This is a genomic window from Sciscionella sediminilitoris (assembly GCF_000737195.2).
Taxonomy (GTDB): domain Bacteria; phylum Actinomycetota; class Actinomycetes; order Mycobacteriales; family Pseudonocardiaceae; genus Sciscionella; species Sciscionella sediminilitoris.
Genome location: NZ_JALM01000070.1, coordinates 24462 through 43621, shown reverse-complemented (window position 1 = coordinate 43621; position 19160 = coordinate 24462). Strand labels below are relative to the sequence as shown.

The 19160-nt window shown below is 69.8% G+C and carries 17 protein-coding genes; 6 read left to right on the top strand and 11 right to left on the bottom strand.

The features are described 5' to 3' along the window. Window position 1 precedes the first annotated feature (1 nt). The 9 genes from AD72_RS24780 to AD72_RS24740 all read right to left on the bottom strand — a co-directional run bounded on the left by AD72_RS24780 (window position 2) and on the right by AD72_RS24740 (window position 9751). Window positions 2-1618 carry an amidohydrolase gene (locus tag AD72_RS24780; protein WP_031468976.1) on the bottom strand — a complete coding sequence of 539 codons (1617 nt, stop codon included), beginning with the start codon at window positions 1616-1618 and terminating at the stop codon, window positions 2-4. Beyond that, window positions 1615-2640, bottom strand: coding sequence for an ABC transporter ATP-binding protein (locus tag AD72_RS24775; protein WP_031468975.1), 1026 nt, complete (start codon window positions 2638-2640; stop codon window positions 1615-1617). The genes AD72_RS24780 and AD72_RS24775 overlap by 4 nt, the downstream gene beginning before the upstream one ends. Next, a complete protein-coding gene (locus tag AD72_RS24770) occupies window positions 2633-3421 on the bottom strand; it encodes an ABC transporter permease (RefSeq protein ID WP_031468974.1) in 789 nt (262 codons plus the stop codon). The genes AD72_RS24775 and AD72_RS24770 overlap by 8 nt, the downstream gene beginning before the upstream one ends. After that, window positions 3414-4283, bottom strand: a complete 870-nt coding sequence (locus AD72_RS24765; protein ID WP_031468973.1) for an ABC transporter permease — start codon at window positions 4281-4283, stop codon at window positions 3414-3416. Before AD72_RS24765 ends, AD72_RS24770 begins: the two co-directional genes overlap by 8 nt. Next, a complete protein-coding gene (locus AD72_RS24760; RefSeq protein ID WP_031468972.1) occupies window positions 4280-5320 on the bottom strand; it encodes an extracellular solute-binding protein in 1041 nt (346 codons plus the stop codon). The genes AD72_RS24765 and AD72_RS24760 overlap by 4 nt, the downstream gene beginning before the upstream one ends. Before the next feature lie 12 nt (window positions 5321-5332). Next, entirely contained in the window at window positions 5333-6604 is a 1272-nt protein-coding gene (locus tag AD72_RS24755) for an aminotransferase family protein (protein ID WP_031468971.1), read from the bottom strand. A 37-nt stretch (window positions 6605-6641) separates the two neighbouring features. After that, window positions 6642-8072 (bottom strand): NAD-dependent succinate-semialdehyde dehydrogenase, encoded by a 1431-nt coding sequence (locus AD72_RS24750; RefSeq protein WP_031468970.1) that lies wholly within the window; start codon window positions 8070-8072, stop codon window positions 6642-6644. 200 nt (window positions 8073-8272) lie between these two features. Then, the gene (locus AD72_RS24745; protein WP_031468969.1) at window positions 8273-8848 is read right to left on the bottom strand and encodes a TetR/AcrR family transcriptional regulator; all 576 of its coding nucleotides are present in this window, start codon (window positions 8846-8848) and stop codon (window positions 8273-8275) included. A 33-nt stretch (window positions 8849-8881) separates the two neighbouring features. Further along, a complete protein-coding gene (locus tag AD72_RS24740; protein WP_051898974.1) occupies window positions 8882-9751 on the bottom strand; it encodes a phosphatase PAP2 family protein in 870 nt (289 codons plus the stop codon). A 498-nt stretch (window positions 9752-10249) separates the two neighbouring features. On the opposite strand from AD72_RS24740, the gene AD72_RS24735 reads away from it, so the two are divergent. The 4 genes from AD72_RS24735 to AD72_RS24720 all read left to right on the top strand — a co-directional run bounded on the left by AD72_RS24735 (window position 10250) and on the right by AD72_RS24720 (window position 15110). Continuing rightward, entirely contained in the window at window positions 10250-11230 is a 981-nt protein-coding gene (locus AD72_RS24735; RefSeq protein ID WP_031468967.1) for an ornithine cyclodeaminase, read from the top strand. Further along, a complete protein-coding gene (locus AD72_RS24730; protein WP_031468966.1) occupies window positions 11221-12552 on the top strand; it encodes an alanine racemase in 1332 nt (443 codons plus the stop codon). Before AD72_RS24735 ends, AD72_RS24730 begins: the two co-directional genes overlap by 10 nt. A 114-nt stretch (window positions 12553-12666) precedes the next feature. Next, window positions 12667-13710 (top strand): PLP-dependent cysteine synthase family protein, encoded by a 1044-nt coding sequence (locus AD72_RS24725; RefSeq protein WP_231644956.1) that lies wholly within the window; start codon window positions 12667-12669, stop codon window positions 13708-13710. Further along, complete coding sequence (locus tag AD72_RS24720) at window positions 13707-15110, top strand: MATE family efflux transporter (RefSeq protein WP_031468964.1); 1404 nt, start codon at window positions 13707-13709, stop codon at window positions 15108-15110. The genes AD72_RS24725 and AD72_RS24720 overlap by 4 nt, the downstream gene beginning before the upstream one ends. Before the next feature lie 4 nt (window positions 15111-15114). On the opposite strand, the gene yczR is transcribed toward AD72_RS24720, so the two are convergent. After that, entirely contained in the window at window positions 15115-16515 is a 1401-nt protein-coding gene (gene yczR, locus AD72_RS24715) for a MocR-like transcription factor YczR (protein ID WP_031468986.1), read from the bottom strand. A gap of 60 nt (window positions 16516-16575) precedes the next feature. Here yczR and yczE point away from each other — a divergent pair, with 60 nt between their 5' ends. Beyond that, window positions 16576-17229 carry a membrane protein YczE gene (yczE, locus tag AD72_RS24710; protein ID WP_031468963.1) on the top strand — a complete coding sequence of 218 codons (654 nt, stop codon included), beginning with the start codon at window positions 16576-16578 and terminating at the stop codon, window positions 17227-17229. A gap of 45 nt (window positions 17230-17274) precedes the next feature. Beyond that, window positions 17275-18009, top strand: a complete 735-nt coding sequence (locus AD72_RS24705; RefSeq protein WP_031468962.1) for an enoyl-CoA hydratase/isomerase family protein — start codon at window positions 17275-17277, stop codon at window positions 18007-18009. A 29-nt stretch (window positions 18010-18038) separates the two neighbouring features. Here AD72_RS24705 and AD72_RS24700 read toward each other — a convergent pair whose 3' ends face one another. Next, the gene (locus AD72_RS24700; RefSeq protein WP_156365361.1) at window positions 18039-19136 is read right to left on the bottom strand and encodes a M48 family metallopeptidase; all 1098 of its coding nucleotides are present in this window, start codon (window positions 19134-19136) and stop codon (window positions 18039-18041) included. Between the last annotated feature and the right edge of the window lie 24 nt (window positions 19137-19160).

The following is a 19160-nucleotide window of genomic DNA, read 5'->3' as shown; positions in this document are numbered from 1 at the left end:
GTCATCCGGGCACCACGCGCCCGCCGAGCACGGTCAGCACCGAGCGTAGTTCCAGCAGTTCCGCGCCCGTGGCGGTGAGCGGATCGCCGTCGAGTACGGCCAGGTCCGCGAGCCGTCCGGGGGCCAGGGTTCCCTTGTGCCGCTCGGTTTTCTCCATCCAGGCCGGTCCGCTCGTCCACAGCCCCAGGCCCTCCTCGCGGGTGAGCCGCTCGGTGGGCGCGGCGAACGGATTCGGCCCGGGCACCCCGGTGAACGTGGCCAGCCCGCGCCGCCAGTCCGGATCGGTGACCGGGGCATCCGAACTGTCCGCGGTGGGCACCCCGTTGTCCAGCAGGGTGCGCGCGGGGAAGGCGTCCGCCCACTGCTGTTCGCCGAGGGTGCGCACCATCGAAGGGCCGCTGTAGGTGCGCATCAGCGAGCTGGTGATCACCCCGATTCCGTTGCGCGCCAAGCGTTCGTACACCCGCGGGGACAGGAAGGTGCCGTGGATGAGCACATGCCGGGCATCCGGCCAGGGATCCGCGGCCGCGGCTTCGATGGCGTCCACCACCGCGTCCGCGGCACGGTCCCCGGTCACGTGCACCTGCGCCCGGATCCGCCTGCGGTGCGCGAGCCGGATCAGCGCGTGCAGTTCACGGACCCGCCGCGGGGTATCGGCGCCCGCGGTGACCAGATCCCCGTAGCCGCCACCGGAATAGGGCCGGTGCATCCATGCCGTGCCGTGGGTGGGCACCCCGTCGGCGAAGAGCTTGATCCCGCCGACGCGGAGCAGTTCCCCGTGTTCCCGTGGCAGCGGCCAGTCGAGCGCGCGCCGCAGTCCCTCCGCGCTGTCCGTGGCCGGTTCCGCCCAGTGCAGCAGCGCGCAGATCCGCAGGGTGAGCCGGCCGGACGCGTGCAGTTCCCGGTAGTCCTGCCACAGTTCCGGGGTGACCATCGGATCGGTGAGGCTGGTGACGCCGAGCCGGTTCAGCCGCGCCATCGTGGCGGCGATCGCGTCCAGCCGCTGCGCCCTTCCCGGTTGCGGGAGCAGGCGTTTCACCAAGTCCTGCGCGGATTCCAGTAGCAGCCCGGTGGGTTCCCCGTGCTCGTCGCGCACGATCTCACCCGCGGGCGGATCCGGGGTGGCCGCGGTGATCCCGGCCCGGCGCAGCGCGGCGCTGTTGCACCACACCGAATGGGCCGAGGCGTGGTGCAACAGCGTGGGCCGGTCCCCGGTGACCGTGTCCAGCCAGCGGCGCGATACCGGTGCGGTTCCCTCGGCGAACTCGGCGATGCTCGTCTCCCGCCAGCCGCGGCCGAGCACCCATTCGCCGGGCGGTGCGGTCGCCAGCGCCGCGGCAACCGCGTCCAGATCCCCGGCCGCGGCCAGGTTCACGCAGAACTCCGGACCGGAAAGGGCATGCCAGATCAGGTGCAGGTGCGCGTCGTTGATCCCGGGAACCACCGTGGCGCCGTCCAGCTCGAACACCCGGGCATCCGGCCCGGCCGCGGCGGTCACCTCCCGGTCCGTGCCGACGGCGTGCACCCGGTCCCCGCGGATCAGCAGCGCCTCGGCGGTTCCGGTCTCCGGGTCGAGGGTGCGCACCGATCCGCCGCGCAGCAACAGTTCTCCGGTCATGCCGGGCTCCTCTCGGTATCCGGGACGACGGCCTCGTGTTCGGGCCGCCAGGCCACCACCACCTCGCTGCCCGGCCGGTACTCGTGCGCGGTCCCGGCGCCGAGTACCGCGCAGCCGCGGGCGCCATCGGCATAGCGCAGCCAGATCCGGCTGTGATCGCCGACATAGACCACATCGGTCACCGTGGCGGTCCTGCGCTGCTGCCCGGCGGCCACGGATTCGTCACCGGTGTGCAGGGTGACCCGTTCCGGGCGCACGATCGTCACTTCGCCGGGACGCAACCGCAGGGCGTTGGACTCACCCAGGAACTGGGCCACGAACAGGGTTCGCGGGCGTTCGTAGAGTTCCGCGGGGGTGCCGAGCTGTTCGATGCGCCCCTCGTTGAACACCGCGATCCGGTCCGAGAGGGTCAGTGCCTCCTGCTGGTCGTGGGTGACGAACAGGAAGGTCATGCCCAGTTCCCGGTGCATGTGCGCGATCTCGCGCTGCAACTGGTCACGCAGCCGTTTGTCCAGTGCCGCGAGGGGTTCGTCGAGCAGTAGCGCACGCGGTTCGTAGGCGACCGCGCGGGCGAGCGCGACCCGCTGCTGCTGGCCACCGGAGAGCTGGCGGGGGAACCGCTCGCGCATCCCGGAAAGCCCCACCATCTCCAGCACCTCGCCGACCCGCCGGTCGATCTCGGCCTTCGGTCGCTTGCGCTGGGCCAGCCCGAAGGCCACATTGCGCTCGACGGAAAGATGCGGGAACAGCGCGTACTGCTGGAAAACCACGCCGAGCTCGCGCCGATGCGGTCTGAGCCGGGAGATCTCGCGCCCGTCCACGGTGATCGAGCCCGCGGAAAGCGGCGTGAAGCCCGCGATCATGGACAGCATCGTGGTCTTGCCCGATCCGGATGGACCGAGGAAGGTCATGAACTCCCCGTCCGCGATGTGCAGCGAGACATCGTGCACGGCGGGGCGTTCGCTTCCCGGATAGGACTTGGTCACCCGCGTGGTGGCGATTCCGGTCATCGGTTCAGTCATGGTGGCTCCGTCGGCGGAGGAACTGCGGCACGAGCAGCAGGACCGTGGTCAGTACGACGATGAGGCTGGATGCGGCCGCGATCGTGGGGTCGATCTCCAGCACGATGGACTCGTACATCTTCACCGGCAGCGTCTTGATGTCCGGTGTCTGCAGGAAAAGCGCGATCACCACCTCGTCGAAGGAGGTGGCGAAGGCGAACACGAAACCGGAGACGCAGCCGGGCGCGATGAGCGGGAGCACGATCCGGCGCAGCGTGCTGAACTGGCCCGCGCCGAGGCAGGCGGCGGCCTTCTCCATGGTCGGGTCGTAGTGCGCGAGGCTGGTCTGCACCGAGGTGATCACGAACGGCACCCCGAGCACCGTATGCGCCAGTACGAAACCGAGCATGGTGCCGCCCAGCTGCCAGCGCAGGAACACCCCGTAGATCGCGACCGCCACCACGATCCCCGGCAGGATCATCGGGGCCATCAGCAGCTGCCGCAGCACCCCGCGGGCACGGAACCGGGCGCGGTCGATACCGAACGCGGCCGTGGTGCCGAGCACCGTGGCCAGTGCCGCGGCGAGCAGCCCGACCTGGAGCGAGTTCGCGAGCGAGGCGAGCCACTGCTTGCTGGTGAAGAATTCCGCGTACCAGTGCAGTGACCAGTGCTCCGGCGGGAACCGGAAGGTGGATCCGGCGCCGAAACTCATCGGGATCACGATCAGGGTCGGTGCGACGAGCAGCAGCCCCACGAGGGTCACCCACAGCCGCAGTCCCCAGCCGAGCCTGCGCTCACCCACGGTCCCCACCTCCGGTCATGCTGGCCCCGACCGGACCGGCCACCCTGCCCAGCAGCGCGAGCACCACCAGGGTGATCACCAGCAGTACGGCACCGAGCGCACCCGCTCCGGGAAAGTCCAGCAGATCGTTGACCCGGGTGCCGATCACCTGGGCGACCAGTGCCTGCTGCGGGGTGCCGAGCAGTGCGGGGGTGATGTAGAAGCCGAGCGACATGATGAACACCACCGAGACCCCGGAGAGCACCCCGGGCATGGACAGCGGGAGATAGATCCGCAGGAACGCGGTCGGGCGCGGCGCGCCGAGACTGCCCGCGGCGTGCAACAGGCCCCGGTCGATGCCGAGCATCGTGTTCTGCAGCGGCAGCACCATGAACGGCAGCATCACCTGCACCATCGCCACGGTCACCCCGGTGACCGAGCCGAGCAGCGTGACCCCGTGGATACCGATGGCCGCGAAGGCCCGCTCGATCACCCCGCCGCGCTGTTCGAGGACATACCAGGCGAAGTTGCGGGCCATCAGGCTGGTCCAGAACGGCATCAGCACCAGCAGGGTGAGCAGTCCGCGAGCCCGCCGCCCGACGAGGGTCATGGCATAGGCGTAGGGATAGGCGATCAGCAACGTGACCGCGGTGATGATCAGCGCGGTCACCAGGGTGCGCAGCACCACGCGCAGCGCAACCGCATCACCGAGCACAGCGAGATAGTTGCCGGGGCCGAACTCCGGCTCGGCGATGCTCCGCCACAGGATCGTGGCCAGTGGGTAGAAGAAGACGACGAGCAGCACCGCGGCGGCGGGCAGCAGCAGCCAGTGGGCGCGGGGCTTCCCAGAAGGAGACGCGCCAGAAGGACGGATCGCGGTCATCCGGTCGTCCAATCCGACCAGGCCTTGGCCACCCAGGTGCGATTGGCCGCCCACCACCGCACATTGCTGAGCACCCGCCGGTCCGCCATGTCGGAGCCCCAGAAGTCGAGTTGCCGTGCCTTGGCGGGAAACCGTGGTTTCGCCGCCTTGTTCGCGGGACCGGCACCGGAGAGCTCGGCGAAGGCGGCCGAACGCGCGGGCGTGCAGACGTACCGGATCAGCTGCCTGGCCTGTTCGCCGCGCCGGGTTCCCTTCGGTACCACGAGCACATCCCAGGTGACCGGGATCGGCACTCCGGGAACCACCTTCCAGTCCGCCCCGTCCGCGAGCAGCGAGTAGGCGCGCGCACTCACGATCAGGGCCATATCGGCCTGTCCGCCTGCCATCCGCTGCTGCTGATCGCCGTAGGTGCTGCTGATGGTCAGCTCCGGCCGGATCCGGTCGTACATCCGCAGTGCGCGGGGCACATCGAGCGGATACAGCCGGTCGCGGGGCACCCCGTCCGCGAGCAGCGCGGTTTCCAGGGTGCCGACGCTGGGATCGCCCCCGTACACGATCCGCCGCCCGGGAAACCGGTCCGGATCGAAGAAATCGGCGAGGCTGCGCGGCGGATGGTCGCGGTAGACCTTGGCGTCGTACATCAGTGTCATACCGAAGAACGCGTCCGGGACACCGCATTCGGTCAGTGTTCCGGGCGGGAAATCCCGCGCCTGCGCGCCCATGTCGACGGGTTCGAGCAGGCTGCCGCAGGCCTGGGCGGCCGCCGAGGCATCGGTGTCCACGACATCCCAGCTGACCTTGCCCGCCTCGACCATGGCCTTGAGCTTCGCGTTGCTGGACGGCCCGTCGATGGTGACCGTCGTCCCGGTCTCGGCCTGGTACGGCTCGAGCCAGGCGGTGCGCTGCCCGGTCTGGTAGGCGCCGTGCCCGTAGGAGACGAACACCAGGGAGTTGGCCCCGCCCTCGGAAACGGCGCATCCGGTGAGGAGGGCGAGGATCGTGACCGCAGACAGCAGCGTCGATGTCCGGCGTGGCACGGTTTTCTCCCTTCAGCCTGCTGCCGCGGTGACGTGGCGGCAGAGCACATCGGCGAGGGTGTCGAGCTGTTCCCCGGTGATCACCAGCGGCGGGGACAGCACGATGCTGGTGCCCGAGGCCCGGACCACGACCCCGTCCGCGCGGCAGCCGGACTGCACGGGCGCCGCGGGGGTTCCGTCGAACTCGATACCCAGCATCAGCCCGACCCCGCGGACCTCGCGCACATGCGGCAGTTCGGCGAGCGGGTCCAGCCGGGTGCGCAGCCGGGCACCGAGCACCCGCGCCCGTTCGCACAGGTTCTCCCGCTCGATGATGCCGATATTGGCCAGTGCGACCGCCGCGCCGACCGGGTGCCCGTTGTAGGTGAAACCGTGCAGGAAGGTGGCGCCCCCGGCGAGTTCGAGCACCCGCCTGCCGATCAGCACCGCGCCCATCGGGATGTAGCCGCTCGTGATGCCCTTCGCGGTAACGATCATGTCCGGCTCGATGCCGAAGTACTCGCTGCCGAACCAGTGCCCGGTGCGGCCGAACGCGGTCACGATCTCGTCCGCGATGAACAGGATCCCGTTCCGGCGCAACACTTCCTGCACCCTCGGCCAGTACCCTTCCGGCGGTGGCACCATTCCGCCGACGCCGAGTACCGGTTCCCCGATGAACGCGGCGATCCGGTGGGCGCCGATCTCCGCGATGCGCCGCTCCAGTTCGGCCACGAGGTGCTCGGTCGCGTCCGGTCCGTGCTCGATGCCGTGCGGTTTGTCCAGCCACTCCACATCGGGAAGCAGCGGGCCGAATCCGGCGCGCAGCCCGTCGATCCCGGTCGCGGCAAGGGATCCGCCGCCCATGCCGTGGTATCCGCCGCTGCGCGCGAGAATGACCGTGCGTTCCGGGGAACCGGCGTGGTGGTGCGCGAGCCGGGCGAGCTTGATCGCGGTCTCATTGCCCTCGGATCCGCCGTTGGTGAGGAACACCCGCTCGATCCCGTTCGGTGCCAGGGAAAGCAGCCGTTCGGCCAGCCGGATGGCCGGGGCGTTGGAGTAGTCGCCGAAGGAGGAGAAGAACTCCAGCCGGGCGATCTGTTCGGCGGCGACCGAGGCGAGCTCCGCGCGTCCGTGCCCGACCGGGCACTGCCACAGCCCGCAGGTGCCGTCGATGTACTCCCGGCCCTCGGTGTCCCACAGCAGGGCGCCGCTGCCGCGATCGAGCACGAGTGGTTCGGCGGGCGCGCCGACCACGCTGTGCGGGTGGATCAGGGTTCGCTTGTCGAGTTCGGCGAGACTGGTCATCGGTGATTCCTTTCGCTCGGCCTGGCAGCGCGATCTGCTAGAAACGCAGTGCCACGGCCTTGGTCTCGGTGTATGCCTCGATTCCCTCGCTGCCGCCCTCGCGTTCCTGGCCGGAGTTCTTCTGGCCGCCGAAGGGCAGTTCCGGGCGGACCGGGGCCGGATCGTTCACCCCGAACACTCCGAACTCGAGCCGGCCCAGCACGCGCCAGATCCGGCGCAGCTCGGTGCCGAACACATAAGCGGCCAGCCCGTACTCGGTGGCGTTGGCCAGCTCGATCACCTCGTCCTCGGTGCTGAACGTGGACACCGCGAGCACCGGGCCGAAGGTCTCCTCCCGGGAGATCAGCATCTCCGGGGTGACGTCCGCGAGCACCGTGGGCGTGAAGAAATGCCCGCGCAGCCCCGTTTCCGCGGGTTCCCCTCCGGTCAGCACCGTCGCGCCCGAGGCGACGGCATCGGTGACCTGGCGGCGCACCTTCGCGAAACCCGCCTCGTCGATCAGCGGGCCGATGTCGGTGTTTCCGGTGTCCCCGCGCCCGACCCGCAGCGCAGCGGTCTTCTTCCCGATCAGCGCGAGCAGTTCGTCCCGGACGCTCTCGTGTACGTAGAGCCGGTTCACCGCGATACAGCTCTGTCCGGCGTTGAAGAACTTCGCGGCGACCACCCCCGCCGCGGCCGCCTCCAGGTCCGCGTCCGGGAACACGATCGCCGGGGAGTGCCCGCCGAGCTCCAGCGACATCCGGCGCAGCGTGTTCTCCGTACGGCGCAACAGGCCGAGGCCGACCTCGGTGGAACCGGTGAAGCTCAGCTTGCGCAGCCTGCGGTCGGCGAGCAGGGCATCGGTGAGTTCCGCGGGCCGTGCCGTGGTCAGCGATTGCAGCACCCCCGCGGGCAGCCCGGTTTCCTGCAGGATTCCGAGCAGCGCGGTGGCGATCAGCGGGGTCTGCTCGGCGGGTTTCGCGATCACCGGGCAGCCCGCGGCCAGGGCGAGCCCGACCTTGCGGATGAGCATGCTCGCCGGGAAATTCCACGGGGTGATGGCCAGTACCGGTCCGACCGGGCTGCGCAGCACGAGCCCCGGACCCGCCGCGGTGGACGGGGTGACCCGGCCATAGGCGCGGCGGCCTTCCTCGGCGGCCCAGTCCAGCATCCGCGCGGCACTGCCCAGTTCACCGGCGGCCTCGGCGAGCGGTTTGCCGTTCTCCGTGCTGAGCAGTGCGGCGAGTTCCGCGCGCCGGGCCCGGATCTCGGTGGCCGCCGCGCGCAGGTGATCGCCGCGGGTCTCCGGATCGGTGTCCGCCCAGCCACGGAACGCGGCGGCCGCGGCGTCGAGCGCGGCGCGGGCCTGCGCGGCATCGGCATCCGCCGCGGTACCGATCACCTCGAGGCTGGCCGGGTCGAGGACGTCGAAGCGGGCAGGCGCGGACTGCCAGTGGCCGTCGATCAGCAGGGTGGCGGAATCTGTCATCGGAAAGCCTTTCGCATCAAGGTATTCGGCTGCGGACACCGAATGGGCGAGCCGGAGATTCTGGGAAGAGTCTGCGGCTATCTGTTGATTTAGTCAACACTCAATTCGAACTCGATACTCGGAAAAGTGTTGGCGCACAAGGGAAATCGCGCACGCTGGCGCCCGCGCCCCGGGGAAAGGGGTGCGGGGATCGGAACCGGTCAGTTGTTCTTCTCGGTGTTTTCGGTGTGCAGCAGGGCGCGAAGCGCGTCCAGCGCCGCCGCCGGATCCGCGTGCGGATCGGCGACCTGATGCAGGAACATTCCGTCGAGCGCGTAATAGACCAGTGCGGGAAGGCCGTCGATCTCCGGGGTGCCCGCTGCGGCGAGATCCTTGGCCACGGCCCCGAAATAGCTGTCGTACAACCGCTGTACGGCCGGGCGCAGTTCCGGGCGGCGTGCGGATTCCACGACCAGCCGGTACTGGAAGATCTGGATGTCCGCGCTCTCGGCGAACCGGTTGCGCACATCGGCCCCGTGCGCGAACACCCCGGTGCGCGCGCCGAGCAGGCCGTTCTCCGAGCTCTCCTCGAGTACCCAGTCCAGCGAGGAGCGCAGCAGATCGTCGATGGAGGAGAAATGGTGCTGCACCGCGCCGGTGGTGAACCCGGCCGCGCGCGCGACCGCCCGATAGGTGAGTCCGCGAATCCCCTCGCGCGCGACCACCTCGACCGTGGCGCGCTGGAGCGCGCGCTTGGCATCGCCTGGTGGCCGAACGCGGTCGGCTTCGCGGTTCACCCGGGCGACATTACAAACGTAATGCCACGCCTGTCAACGAGGAATGCGCGATGTTGCGGTGGTTTCCACACAGCGCAGCGTGGCGAGCACCGAGGCGATGGTGAGCGCGACGGTCACCGCGGTGCCGAGGACGAGCGTGATCGTGCTGTACTCCGCGGGCAGTGCGGAGACCGCGAGCAGGATCAGCGGCGGGGTGGCGAGCACGAACATCCCGTGGCCCGCGGTGAGCGCGGTGTCCCGGCCGGTGCCCTTCCCGGCGCGGACCCCGAGCGCGGCGAGGCAGCACAGTGCCGCGGCGAGCAGACAGGCGCCGATGGTGTCGCTGATCCGGTGCCAGCCGGCCATCGTGGTGGCCGAGGCGATGAAGGTGACGGCGACCGTGGCGGGCACGGCGATCCAGATCCTGGCCCGGGGCGCGGCGGCGAGCAGCAGCCCGAGGGTGACACCGATCGCCGCGCTGGTGTGCCCGCCGGGAAAGCTGTTGTGCGTCGAGGAACCGCTGACGCCGATCTCCGGCCGGGTGAGCACCTCCTTGAGTCCCTCGGCGAGCAGCACGGTCCCCGCGGCGACACCGAGGCCGAGGAATCCGGCGCGCGGGCGCCGGGAGACCAGCCCGAGCAGGAGCACCGCGGCGAGTGCGAGGCCGATGACGAGGGGGTGGCTCATGGAGCCGAGTAACCGGTCGGCGATGCCGTCCCTGGTGCCCTGGGTTCCGTTCGCCGTTCCGGAGAGCAGCTGCCCGTCCAGCCGTTGCCCGGCCTCGGTGTACACGAAGGCCAGATAGGTGACGGCGAAGGCGAGCAGATAGGCGAGCGCCCCGATGAGCAGTTCGCGGCGGCCACCGGTGCTCGCCCGGTCGCCGTGCCACGGTATGGGTCTCCTCCGGTGCTCGATCACGTCCATACCGGCGAGATTAGGCACGGGATGTGTCGATCGAGTTCGTGGATTGTCATGGTTCTGTCGCAATCCGGCGCGCCAGGTCGCTATGCAGTGTGATACCGCACATCCGGAGGGCTGTCCGATCGCGCGTCCCGCGACGATCGGGGCTGTCCGGGAGGACCACGAACGGGCGCGTTCGGTGGTCGCGGCGGGCGGGACCGCCAACCGGGCACGCATCGTGATCAGTGTTCAGCGCGGCGTCGCGGACGGAGAATTCCCCGCGCACGCCGTTGTCGAGGACGCGGCCACCCTGACCCAGGGGTATCCGCCCGGGGGGTTCCACACAGATCCGCGACGGTGTTCCCATCGCTTCGCCGTACCGCGCTTTTGTCCACAATGGATTCTTGAAACAGATCAATATCTGCGCATAGTTTCCTTTGTCTATGTGAATCTTCTCGGGTATAAACCGGTCTCATTGGTATTCCCAGTCAGGCCGCCGACGCAGGATTGCGAGACAGCTCGATGACCCAGCCCGAATTCCATGTACTCAGCCGCAGCGATCTCGCCGAGGTCGAGATCAGCCCGGAAACGGTCATTTCGGCGGTGCGCAGGGGGTATCTCGCCTTCGCGGATGGGGATTCCCGGTGTCCGACGAAATTGATGATGCCGCTTCCCGATCAGCAGAGGGATTCGGTCTCGTATTCGATGCTCGGCTACGACGGCGGTATCGAAACGCTCGGATTCAAGACCTCGTACCGGCAGGGCACCGAAAGTCCGGACAAATACTATACGACGATCAGCCTTTATGACGATCGCACCGGAATGCCGTTCGCGCTGATGGACTGCGAACGGGTCGGCGCCTCGCGCACCCCGGCCACCACCGCGCTCATCGCCGAGGCCTGCGCGAAACCGGACGCGAGCTCGGTGCTGATGATCGGCACCGGAATTCAGGGCCGGAACACCCTGCCGTATCTGGTGGCCACGCTGCCGGGGCTGAGCCGCCTGATGCTCTACGGCACCCATCCGGACGGCATGCGGGAAAGCCACGCCCGGCTCGCGAAGTACTTCCCGGACCGGGAGATCGAGGTGGTCGAGGATGTGCCCGCAGCGGCGGCGGAAGCCGATATCGTGGTGGCCGCCTCGGGCCGGGCCGCGCATCCGAAGGTGCGCACCGGCTGGCTCAAACCGGGTGGCCTGCTGATCTCGGTGTCCAGCAAGGGCGTCGACTCCACCGCGCTCGCCGAGGCGGACTACGCGATCGCGACCAGTGAGGGACAGCTCGGGGTCACCGGTTCCCGGTTCGACGACGGACAGGGTTCGGCGCGGATCGACGCCGAGTTCCCCGCGGTGCTCGCCGGTCGGGCACCGGCGCGGAATTCCCCGCAGGACCGCGTTTTCGCCTTCTCCAGCGGAATGATCATCACCGACATCCCGGTCGCGCACGCCCTGGCGAGCCAGGCGATCGAGGCGGGCCGCGGTCAGCGGGTGCGCCTGTGGACCTGATCGACACGCAGCTGCGGCTGCCCGCCGTGGAACCGGAATGGGTCGAGCGGGTGCGCGGGCCCGGCGGCCCGCTCGCGGACATGGCGCACGCCGTCGGCGGGCCGTTCCACGTGCTGCATCCCGCGCGGTTCGCGGAGAACGCAGCCGGATTCCGCCGGGTGCTCGCCGAACACCAGGTGCCCGGGCGGGTGTATTTCGGCAAGAAGGCGAACAAATCCGGTTGCTGGCTCGAGGAATGCGCCCGCACCGATACCGGGGTGGATGTGGCCAGCGTCCCGGAGTTCGCCGAAGCCCTCGCGCACGGCATTCGCGGGCACGAGATCGTGGTGACCGGGGCGGCCAAGAGCGATCGGCTGATCTGGCTCGCGGCCAGGCACGGTGCCCTGCTCGCGGTGGATGCGCTCGACGAACTGGACCGGGTGTGCGCGCTCGCCGAAACCGCGGGCGCGCTGCGGATCCTGCTGCGGGTGCTGCCGGAAACCAATCCGCACAGCCGGTTCGGGTTCACCGGGGACGAGCTCGACGAGGCGATCCGGCGCTGTGCCGCGGCGGGTGATGCCCTCCGGATGGAGGGGTTTTCCTTTCACCTCAACGGTTACGAAGTGGCTCCGCGTGCCGCGCTCGCCGCCGAGCTGATCGAACGCTGCCGTACGGCGCGCGCCGCGGGACTGCCCGCGGACTCGATTTCGATCGGCGGCGGGTTCGCGGTCGATTACCTCGATGCGCGGGACTGGGAGCGATTCCACCGGGAATACGCGGACTCCTGGTTCCACGCGGAGAAGAAGTTCACCCATTTCTATCCGTACCATTCGGAGCCGACCGGTGCGCGGATGCTGGCCGCGATCCTGGACACCGACCGGCTCGCCGCGCAGCTGCGGGAGACCGGGACCCGGCTGCTGCTCGAACCGGGGCGCGCGCTGCTGGACGGTTGCGGGTTCACCGTGTTCCCGGTGCAGGGCTACAAACCGCGCCGGGACTACGGGATCGTCACCGTCGCCGGGCTGAGCATGAGCATCTCGGAACAGTGGAAGGGCAGCGAATACCTGCCGGATCCGGTGCTGTGGCCCGAATCCGGCACGGGGGAACCGGTCTCGGCCTGTGTCGGCGGTTCCAGTTGCCTTGACTACGACATGCTGAGCTGGCGCAAGATCGCGTTCCCCCGCGCGCCCCGCAATGGTGACCTGCTGGTGTACCCGAACACCGCCGGCTATCAGATGGACAAGAACGAAACCGAGTTCCACCAGCTTCCGCTGCCCGCCAGGATCGTGGTCTCGACCGAGAACGAGCAAACCCGGTGGCGGATCGAACGTCCCGTTTCCTGACCCGAAAGCCGTGCCCACCGCAGGTGCTGACAACCAACGGCCATGAACCCCGAAGAGAGGCTGGATCGCGTTATGAGCGTGCCGTACCGGCGAGGTGAACGCATCGTGTCCCGGGTGTCCGAACTGATCGGACACACCCCGCTTTTCCAGCTGTGTACCACCGAGACCGGGAGCAGGTTGCTGCTCAAACTCGAGCAGTTCAACCCGACCGGTTCGGCGAAGGTGCGGATGGCCGAGCAGATGCTCATCGAGGCCGAACGGGCGGGCGAACTGCGGCCCGGCGGGCACATCATCGAACCGACCTCGGGCAACACCGGGCTCGGTATCGCGGTGGCCGCCATCGAACGCGGTTACCGGTTCACCGCCGTGGTGGACGGGCACGCCTCGAAGGACAAACTGCGGGCCATGGCCGCACTCGGCGCGCGGCTGGTCTACGCCGAGGGCACCGGCGGCCCGCAAACCCTGGAGCGCAAACGGATCGCCAATGAACTCGCAGCCGCCGAGGAGGACGCCTACCGCCCGGATCAGCACAACAACCCGGGAAACCAGGACGGCTACCGCAATCTGGCGCACGAACTGCTCACCGATGTCTTCGGCGATGTGGACTACCTGATCAGTTCGGTCGGCACCGGCGGCTCGCTCTGCGGCACCGCGCGGGAACTGCGCAGGCTTGGTTCGCGGGTCAGCACGGTCGGGGTGGAACCGGCCGGTTCGGCCATCTTCGGCCCGGGCGGCGGGGAGTACTGGCAGACCGGGGGCGGGAATCCGGAAGGGTTCCCGCTCGGCAGCAATATCGACTACGCGCTCATCGACGAGGGTGTCCAGGTCCGCGATGCGGACGCGTTCGCCACGGTCCGGACGCTCGCCAGGCACACCGGGCTGCTGATCGGTGGAACCGCAGGCGGGGCGGTGCATGTGGCGCTGCGCAGGCTCGCGGCGCTTCCCCCGCGCAGCACGGTGGTCACGATCGTCTGTGACGCGGGGGAGAAGTATCTGGATACCATCTTCGACGACGACTGGATGCGGGCCCGTGGCCTGCTCGATCCGGAGGCGGAGCAGGAGGTGGAGCGGATGCTCGCCGGTTACGCGGGCCCGGTCCCGATACCGCGCGCCGACCCGGTGACCGTGCGGGACACCGCGGGAACGGGGGTACGGTGATCGATCCGCGTCAGGCGGTGCGCGGGTACCGGCCGCTGCTTGCGGTCGCCGTGCCCATCGCCGGAATCCAGCTCGCCCAGGTCGCGCTCACCACCACCGACCTGACCATGATGGGTTTCCTCAGCGTGCAGGCGGTCGCCGCGGGCGGGCTCGCCATCACGCTGTACAACCAGCTGCGGACGATGTGCGTGGGTGTGGTGACCGCGGTCGGGAACCTGGTCGCCTCCGCCGCCGGGCGCGGCACCGCGCGCGGGGCGGGGGAACTCGACGAGCAGGCGCGCCAGGAGGTGCGCGGGGTGGTGCGCGCCTCGTTCCTGGTCGCCACCTTCGTCGGGCTGCTCGGTGCGCTGGTGCTCATCGCGCTCAGCTACGCGCTCACCTGGTTCGGCCAGGACGCCGGGGTGCTCGCGCTGGCCCGGCCGACGATCATCGCACTGGCACCCGGGCTGATTCCCATGCTGTGGCTCAACGTGCTGCGCCAGTTCGCGGTCGGCATGCGGCGGCCGGGCTCGCTGCTGTGGGTCACCATCGCCTCGATCGCGGTAAACATCGTGCTGGACGGGGCATTCCTGTACGGCTGGTTCGGGTTCCCGGTGATCGGGCTCGCCGGGATCGGGCTGGCGACCACCCTGGTGCAGGTGCTGAACTTCTTCGCCTTCCTCGCGATCGTGCGCCGGGACACCCAGCTGACCGGGCTGCTCTCGGTGCGCGGCTGGCTGGCCGAGGCGCGGACGGTGCGCGAGGTGCTGCGGCTCGGCATCCCGATCTGCCTCACCTACGGATCCGAGGCCGGGATCACCTCGGTCGCCACCCTGCTGATGGGCGGCTTCGGCCCGGCCGCGCTGGCCGCGCACAACGTGGTCAACCAGCTTGCCTATATCGTCTATCAGCTCAACATCGGCCTGTCCCAGGGTTCCTCGATCCTGGTGAGCGCCGAGCTCGGCAAGGGCGAGCGGGCGAACGCGGGACTGGTCGCGGGCCGGGCGCTGCGCCTCTCCGCGGCGCTCATGTCCGTGATCGCCGTGGTGTACCTGGTGATTCCCGGTCCGGTGCTCGGGCTGTTCCTGAGCGCGGGGGACGGGGCCGAGGTGCGCGCGGTGGCGCACACCCTGCTGTTCTTCGCGATCGCGCACCAGTTCTTCAAGGGAGCACAGAACATCAACGTCGGCCTGCTGCGCGGGCTCGGCGACACCAAGAGCGGTTTCCGGATAACGCTCATCGGCTACTGGCTGCTCGGAGTTCCGCTGATGGTGTTGTGCGCCTACGGTTTCGGCATGGGCGGTCCCGGGGTGTGGCTCGGCCTGTGCGGTGGGTTCGGTGCCACCGCGGTCCTGCTGATCCGCCGGTTCCGCAGGGAACTGCCCGCGGTGGCCGGGGAACCGGTGCCCAGCCGGGTGTGACGGTTCAGAACGGCGCGGGCTCGGTCGCCTGCGCGCGGCGCCCGGTCCGCACCGCACCGAGCGCGGCCACGATCCCGTCCACGCCCGCGCGCATGGCGGCGGGATCGAGCGTGTAGGGCAGCCGGAGGTGGCGTTCGAACGCGCCGCCGACACCGAACCGGGGACCCGCGGCGAGGTGCACGCCGAATTCCGGCGCCACGGCGGCCAGTGCGGAGCTGACCGGTTCCGGGAGCCTTGCCCACACGGAGAGCCCGCCGCTCGGTTCGCCGACCTGCCACTCGGGCAACCGTTCGGCCAGCAGGGCGAGCAGCTGATCGCGGCGGGCACGCAGATCGGTGATCCGGCCCGGCAGGATCGCCTGGATGTCCTCGAGCAGTTCGGCGCAGGCAAGCTGCTCGACGAGCGGGGTGCCGAGATCGGTTGCGGTGCGCGCCTGACCGAGCCGGGCGATCAGTCCCGGATCGGCGCGCACCCAGCCGATGCGCATCCCGCCCCAGAAGGTCTTGTCCGCGGAACCGAGGCTGATCACCTCGCGGTGGTAGGCGGCGAGCGGGGGCGGTGCCTCGGTGTCGATGGCGAGCTCGGCCATCGTCTCGTCCACGATCACCGGGCAGCCGGGACGCAGCCGGGCGCGCTCCGGCGCGGGCAGGCACAACCCGGTCGGGTTGTGGAAATCCGGGATCAGATAGGCCATGGCCGCGGAGCGGGTCGCCGCGCCGAGCTGTTCGAGATCCCAGCCGTGTTCGGAAAGCGGAACCGGAAGAATGCGGCATTTGGTGCTGCGGAAGGCATGCAGCGCGTGCGGATAGCTGGGATGGTCGAGCACCACGGTGTCCCGGGGGCGCAGCAGGGTGCGGGCGATGAGCGCGAGCCCGTGCTGCGCGCCGTTGGTGACCAGGATCTGTTCCGCACTGCTCGGCAGCCCGCGCTCGGTATAGCGGCGGGCGATCGCGGCGCGCAGTTCGGGTAACCCGGTCAGCGTGTACCCATGCCGTGGCAGGTGCCGGGGGAGCTGATCCAGTGCCCTGGTGTAGGCCCGGTGCAACGCCTCACCGGGTGCGGGCGGGGCGGCGTGCGCGAAATCGATCAGCTCGCTCCCGGCCTCCGCGGTCTCCGGGGTGACCCTGGACGCGCCTGGTGCCGGAACCCGGGTGCGGCTGCGCGCGCGGTCCTCGGTGCTCAGATAGCCCTGCTCGCGCAGCGCGGCATAGGCGGTGGCCACCGTGGTCCGGCTGATCCCGAGCGCGCCGGCCAGATCCCGTTCCCCCGGCACGGCCGTGTCCAGCGGCAACCGCCCGTCCAGGATGAGCAGCCGGATCAGCTCGGTGAGCCGCCGGTGTGCCGCGCCGGGCCCGGAGGACCAGTCCCCGAGCAGGCGAGCGAGGCTGTGGCTGCTGGTTCGCACCGGGCCAGGATCTCCTATCTGGACCTTTGAATCAACTCCAGATGCGGCCAGGCTGGGGCCATGACCAGTACCGTGGCGCGCCGGATGACGGCCGTCGAGCAGCTGCGCGCCGAGAAGAAGTGGCTGCGTGTCCCGCAACTGCTGCTCGGCCTGTTCGGCTATGGGACCTCGCTCACCTTCCTGGTGCACTCCGGGCTCGGCGCCGCGAGCTGGACCGTGCTCTCCGAAGGGGTCAGCCAGCGGACCGGGCTGAGCTTCGGCCTGGTGACGAACCTGATCGCGGTCGTGGTGCTGGTGTTCTGGATCCCGCTGCGCGAACTTCCCGGTCTGGGCACCTTCCTGAACGTGCTGCTCGTCGGGACGGCCGCGGATGTGTCGGCGCTGGTCATTCCCGCCGTGCACACGTTCACGATGCAGCTCGGTTACTACGTCATCGGGCTGCTGATGCTGACCTTCGCCGACGCGGTCTATCTCGGCGCGCGGTTCGGTTCCGGTCCGCGGGACGGGCTGATGACCGGTGCCGTGCGGGTCACCGGGAGACCGGTCTGGATGGTGCGCACCGCGATCGAGGCGATCGTGCTCACCGCGGGCTGGCTGCTCGGTGGCACGGTCGGTCTCGGGACGCTGGTGATCGCGCTGGTGATGGGCCCGATGGTGCAGTACTTCCTGCGGTTCACCACGGTCCGGCTCGCCGGTGATCAGCCGGGTGATTAGAAGCTCACCCTGGTGCCCGGGCTCCGGATCGGCGAGGATCGCGGCATGATCGAGACCGCGGACCACGACGGCATCGCCGTACTCACCCTGAACCACGGACCGGTGAACGCGCTGGACCTGGAACTGCTCACGGCCATCCCGGAGGCGCTCGACGCGGTCGCCGGGGCCCGCGCGGTCGTGCTGACCGGGAACGGGCGGTCCTTCTCGGCTGGGGTGGACCTGAAGCGGATCGTCGAGGGCGGCCCCGGCTACGTGCGGGAGTTCCTTCCCGCGCTCAGCCACGCGGCCCAGCGGCTGTTCGAACATCCGAACCCCGTGGTGGCCGCGCTGAACGGGCACGCGCTCGCCGGTGGCTGCGTGCTCGCGGCCGCCTGCGATGTGCGGCTGATGTCCGGCGGCACCATCGGACTCACCGAACTCGCCGCGGGGGTGCCGTTTCCCACGGTGCCCCTGGAGATCATGCGGCACGCGGTCGGCCCGGCGGTGCACGCGATGGTGCTCGGGGCCGCCCGGCTCAGCGCGGAGCAGGCCGTGTCGATCGGGCTGGTGCACGAGATCGTGGCACCGGAACGGTTGCCGGACGAGGCGCTGCGCCGTGCCGGGGCGCTCGCCGGTACCCGGCCCGAGGTGTTCGCCTTCGCCAAGCGGCAGCTGCAGCGGCCCGCGCGGGAACGCATCGAAGCCGACCGGCCCGGCGACGATCCCGCGGTGCTGGAGTTCTGGGAGTCCGGGGAAACCGCGCGGATTCTGCGCGAGTACCTGGACTCGCTGCGCCGTTAGCCGCGAATGGTGATCCCCGGCCGCCGGGTTCAGGCCGTTGATCCCGCGATGGCCCAGTCGTGGATCGCCTTGCGCACCGGATCGAGCAGCGGGCACAGTTCTTCTTCCGCACGGCCCCATTCCGCAGCGGAGACGGTGAACCCTTCGGCCAGCGCCACCTCGCACAGTGGCGCGATGCGCGCGGCCGCGCTGGGGATTCCCTTGTCCCGCAACACGATCGAGTCCCGGTCCGCGTGGGAGAGCCCGGCGAGCCACTCGGGCAGCGAGCCGAGCGGATCGGGCGTCCCGCGCAGCACGCCGTTGCGGATGTGTGTCATGGCCGGTTCGCCGAGGGTTTCCTTCTCCAGCAGGGAAACCACCGCCCGGGCGCCGGTGAGCTGTGCGCAGCGGCGGTCGGCGTGTCGTGCGGCGCGTTCGCTGTCCGGGGCCAGCAGTGATTCCTCGCCGCGCAGCAGCCACAGCGCGGGATAGCCGAACAGCCACAGGATGGTTTTCCCGCCCCTGTTCGCGGAGCTGATCCACATCTGATCGTCGAACTGCGGCAGCGTGCCGAACTGCGCGGTGAACGCGAGAACGTGTTCGCTTCCCGTGCCGCGCACCGGTCCGCGCAACGCGTCGAGGAATCGGCGCATGGACTCCAGGGCGGAGGCGATGAACACCCGGCTGCGCAGTTCGCCGCGCGCGTTGTAGGCGGCACCGCGGGCCAGCACGGCGATCTTCTCCTGCTCCCCGAGCATGGACCACAGCGGTAGCCCGATCACCAGGGTGCGGTGGCCGCGCCAGCCCACCCGCGCGAATTCCGCCCGGTTACCGGGATCGAAGGCGATCCGGGACACCGGCGGGGTACCCAGTTCCTCGGCGACCCGTGCGGCGACCGCGTGCAGTGTCGGGCTGACGGCAGGATCGAGCAGCACGGCCGCCGCCCGCAGCCGGGCCGGGCGCGGCCGCAGCAGCACCGCGATCGCCACGCAGACGACGCCACCGGCGATGGAGATCGGATTGTGCAGCGCGGCGATCAGCCAGATTCCGCCGAGGAAAACCGCGAGCACAACGAGATGGACCACGGTCACGATGCACACGGCGAGCAGGTTGCGCATGGTCCACGTATGCCGGACCCCAGCGTCCATAGCATACCCCCAAACTCAGTTGAG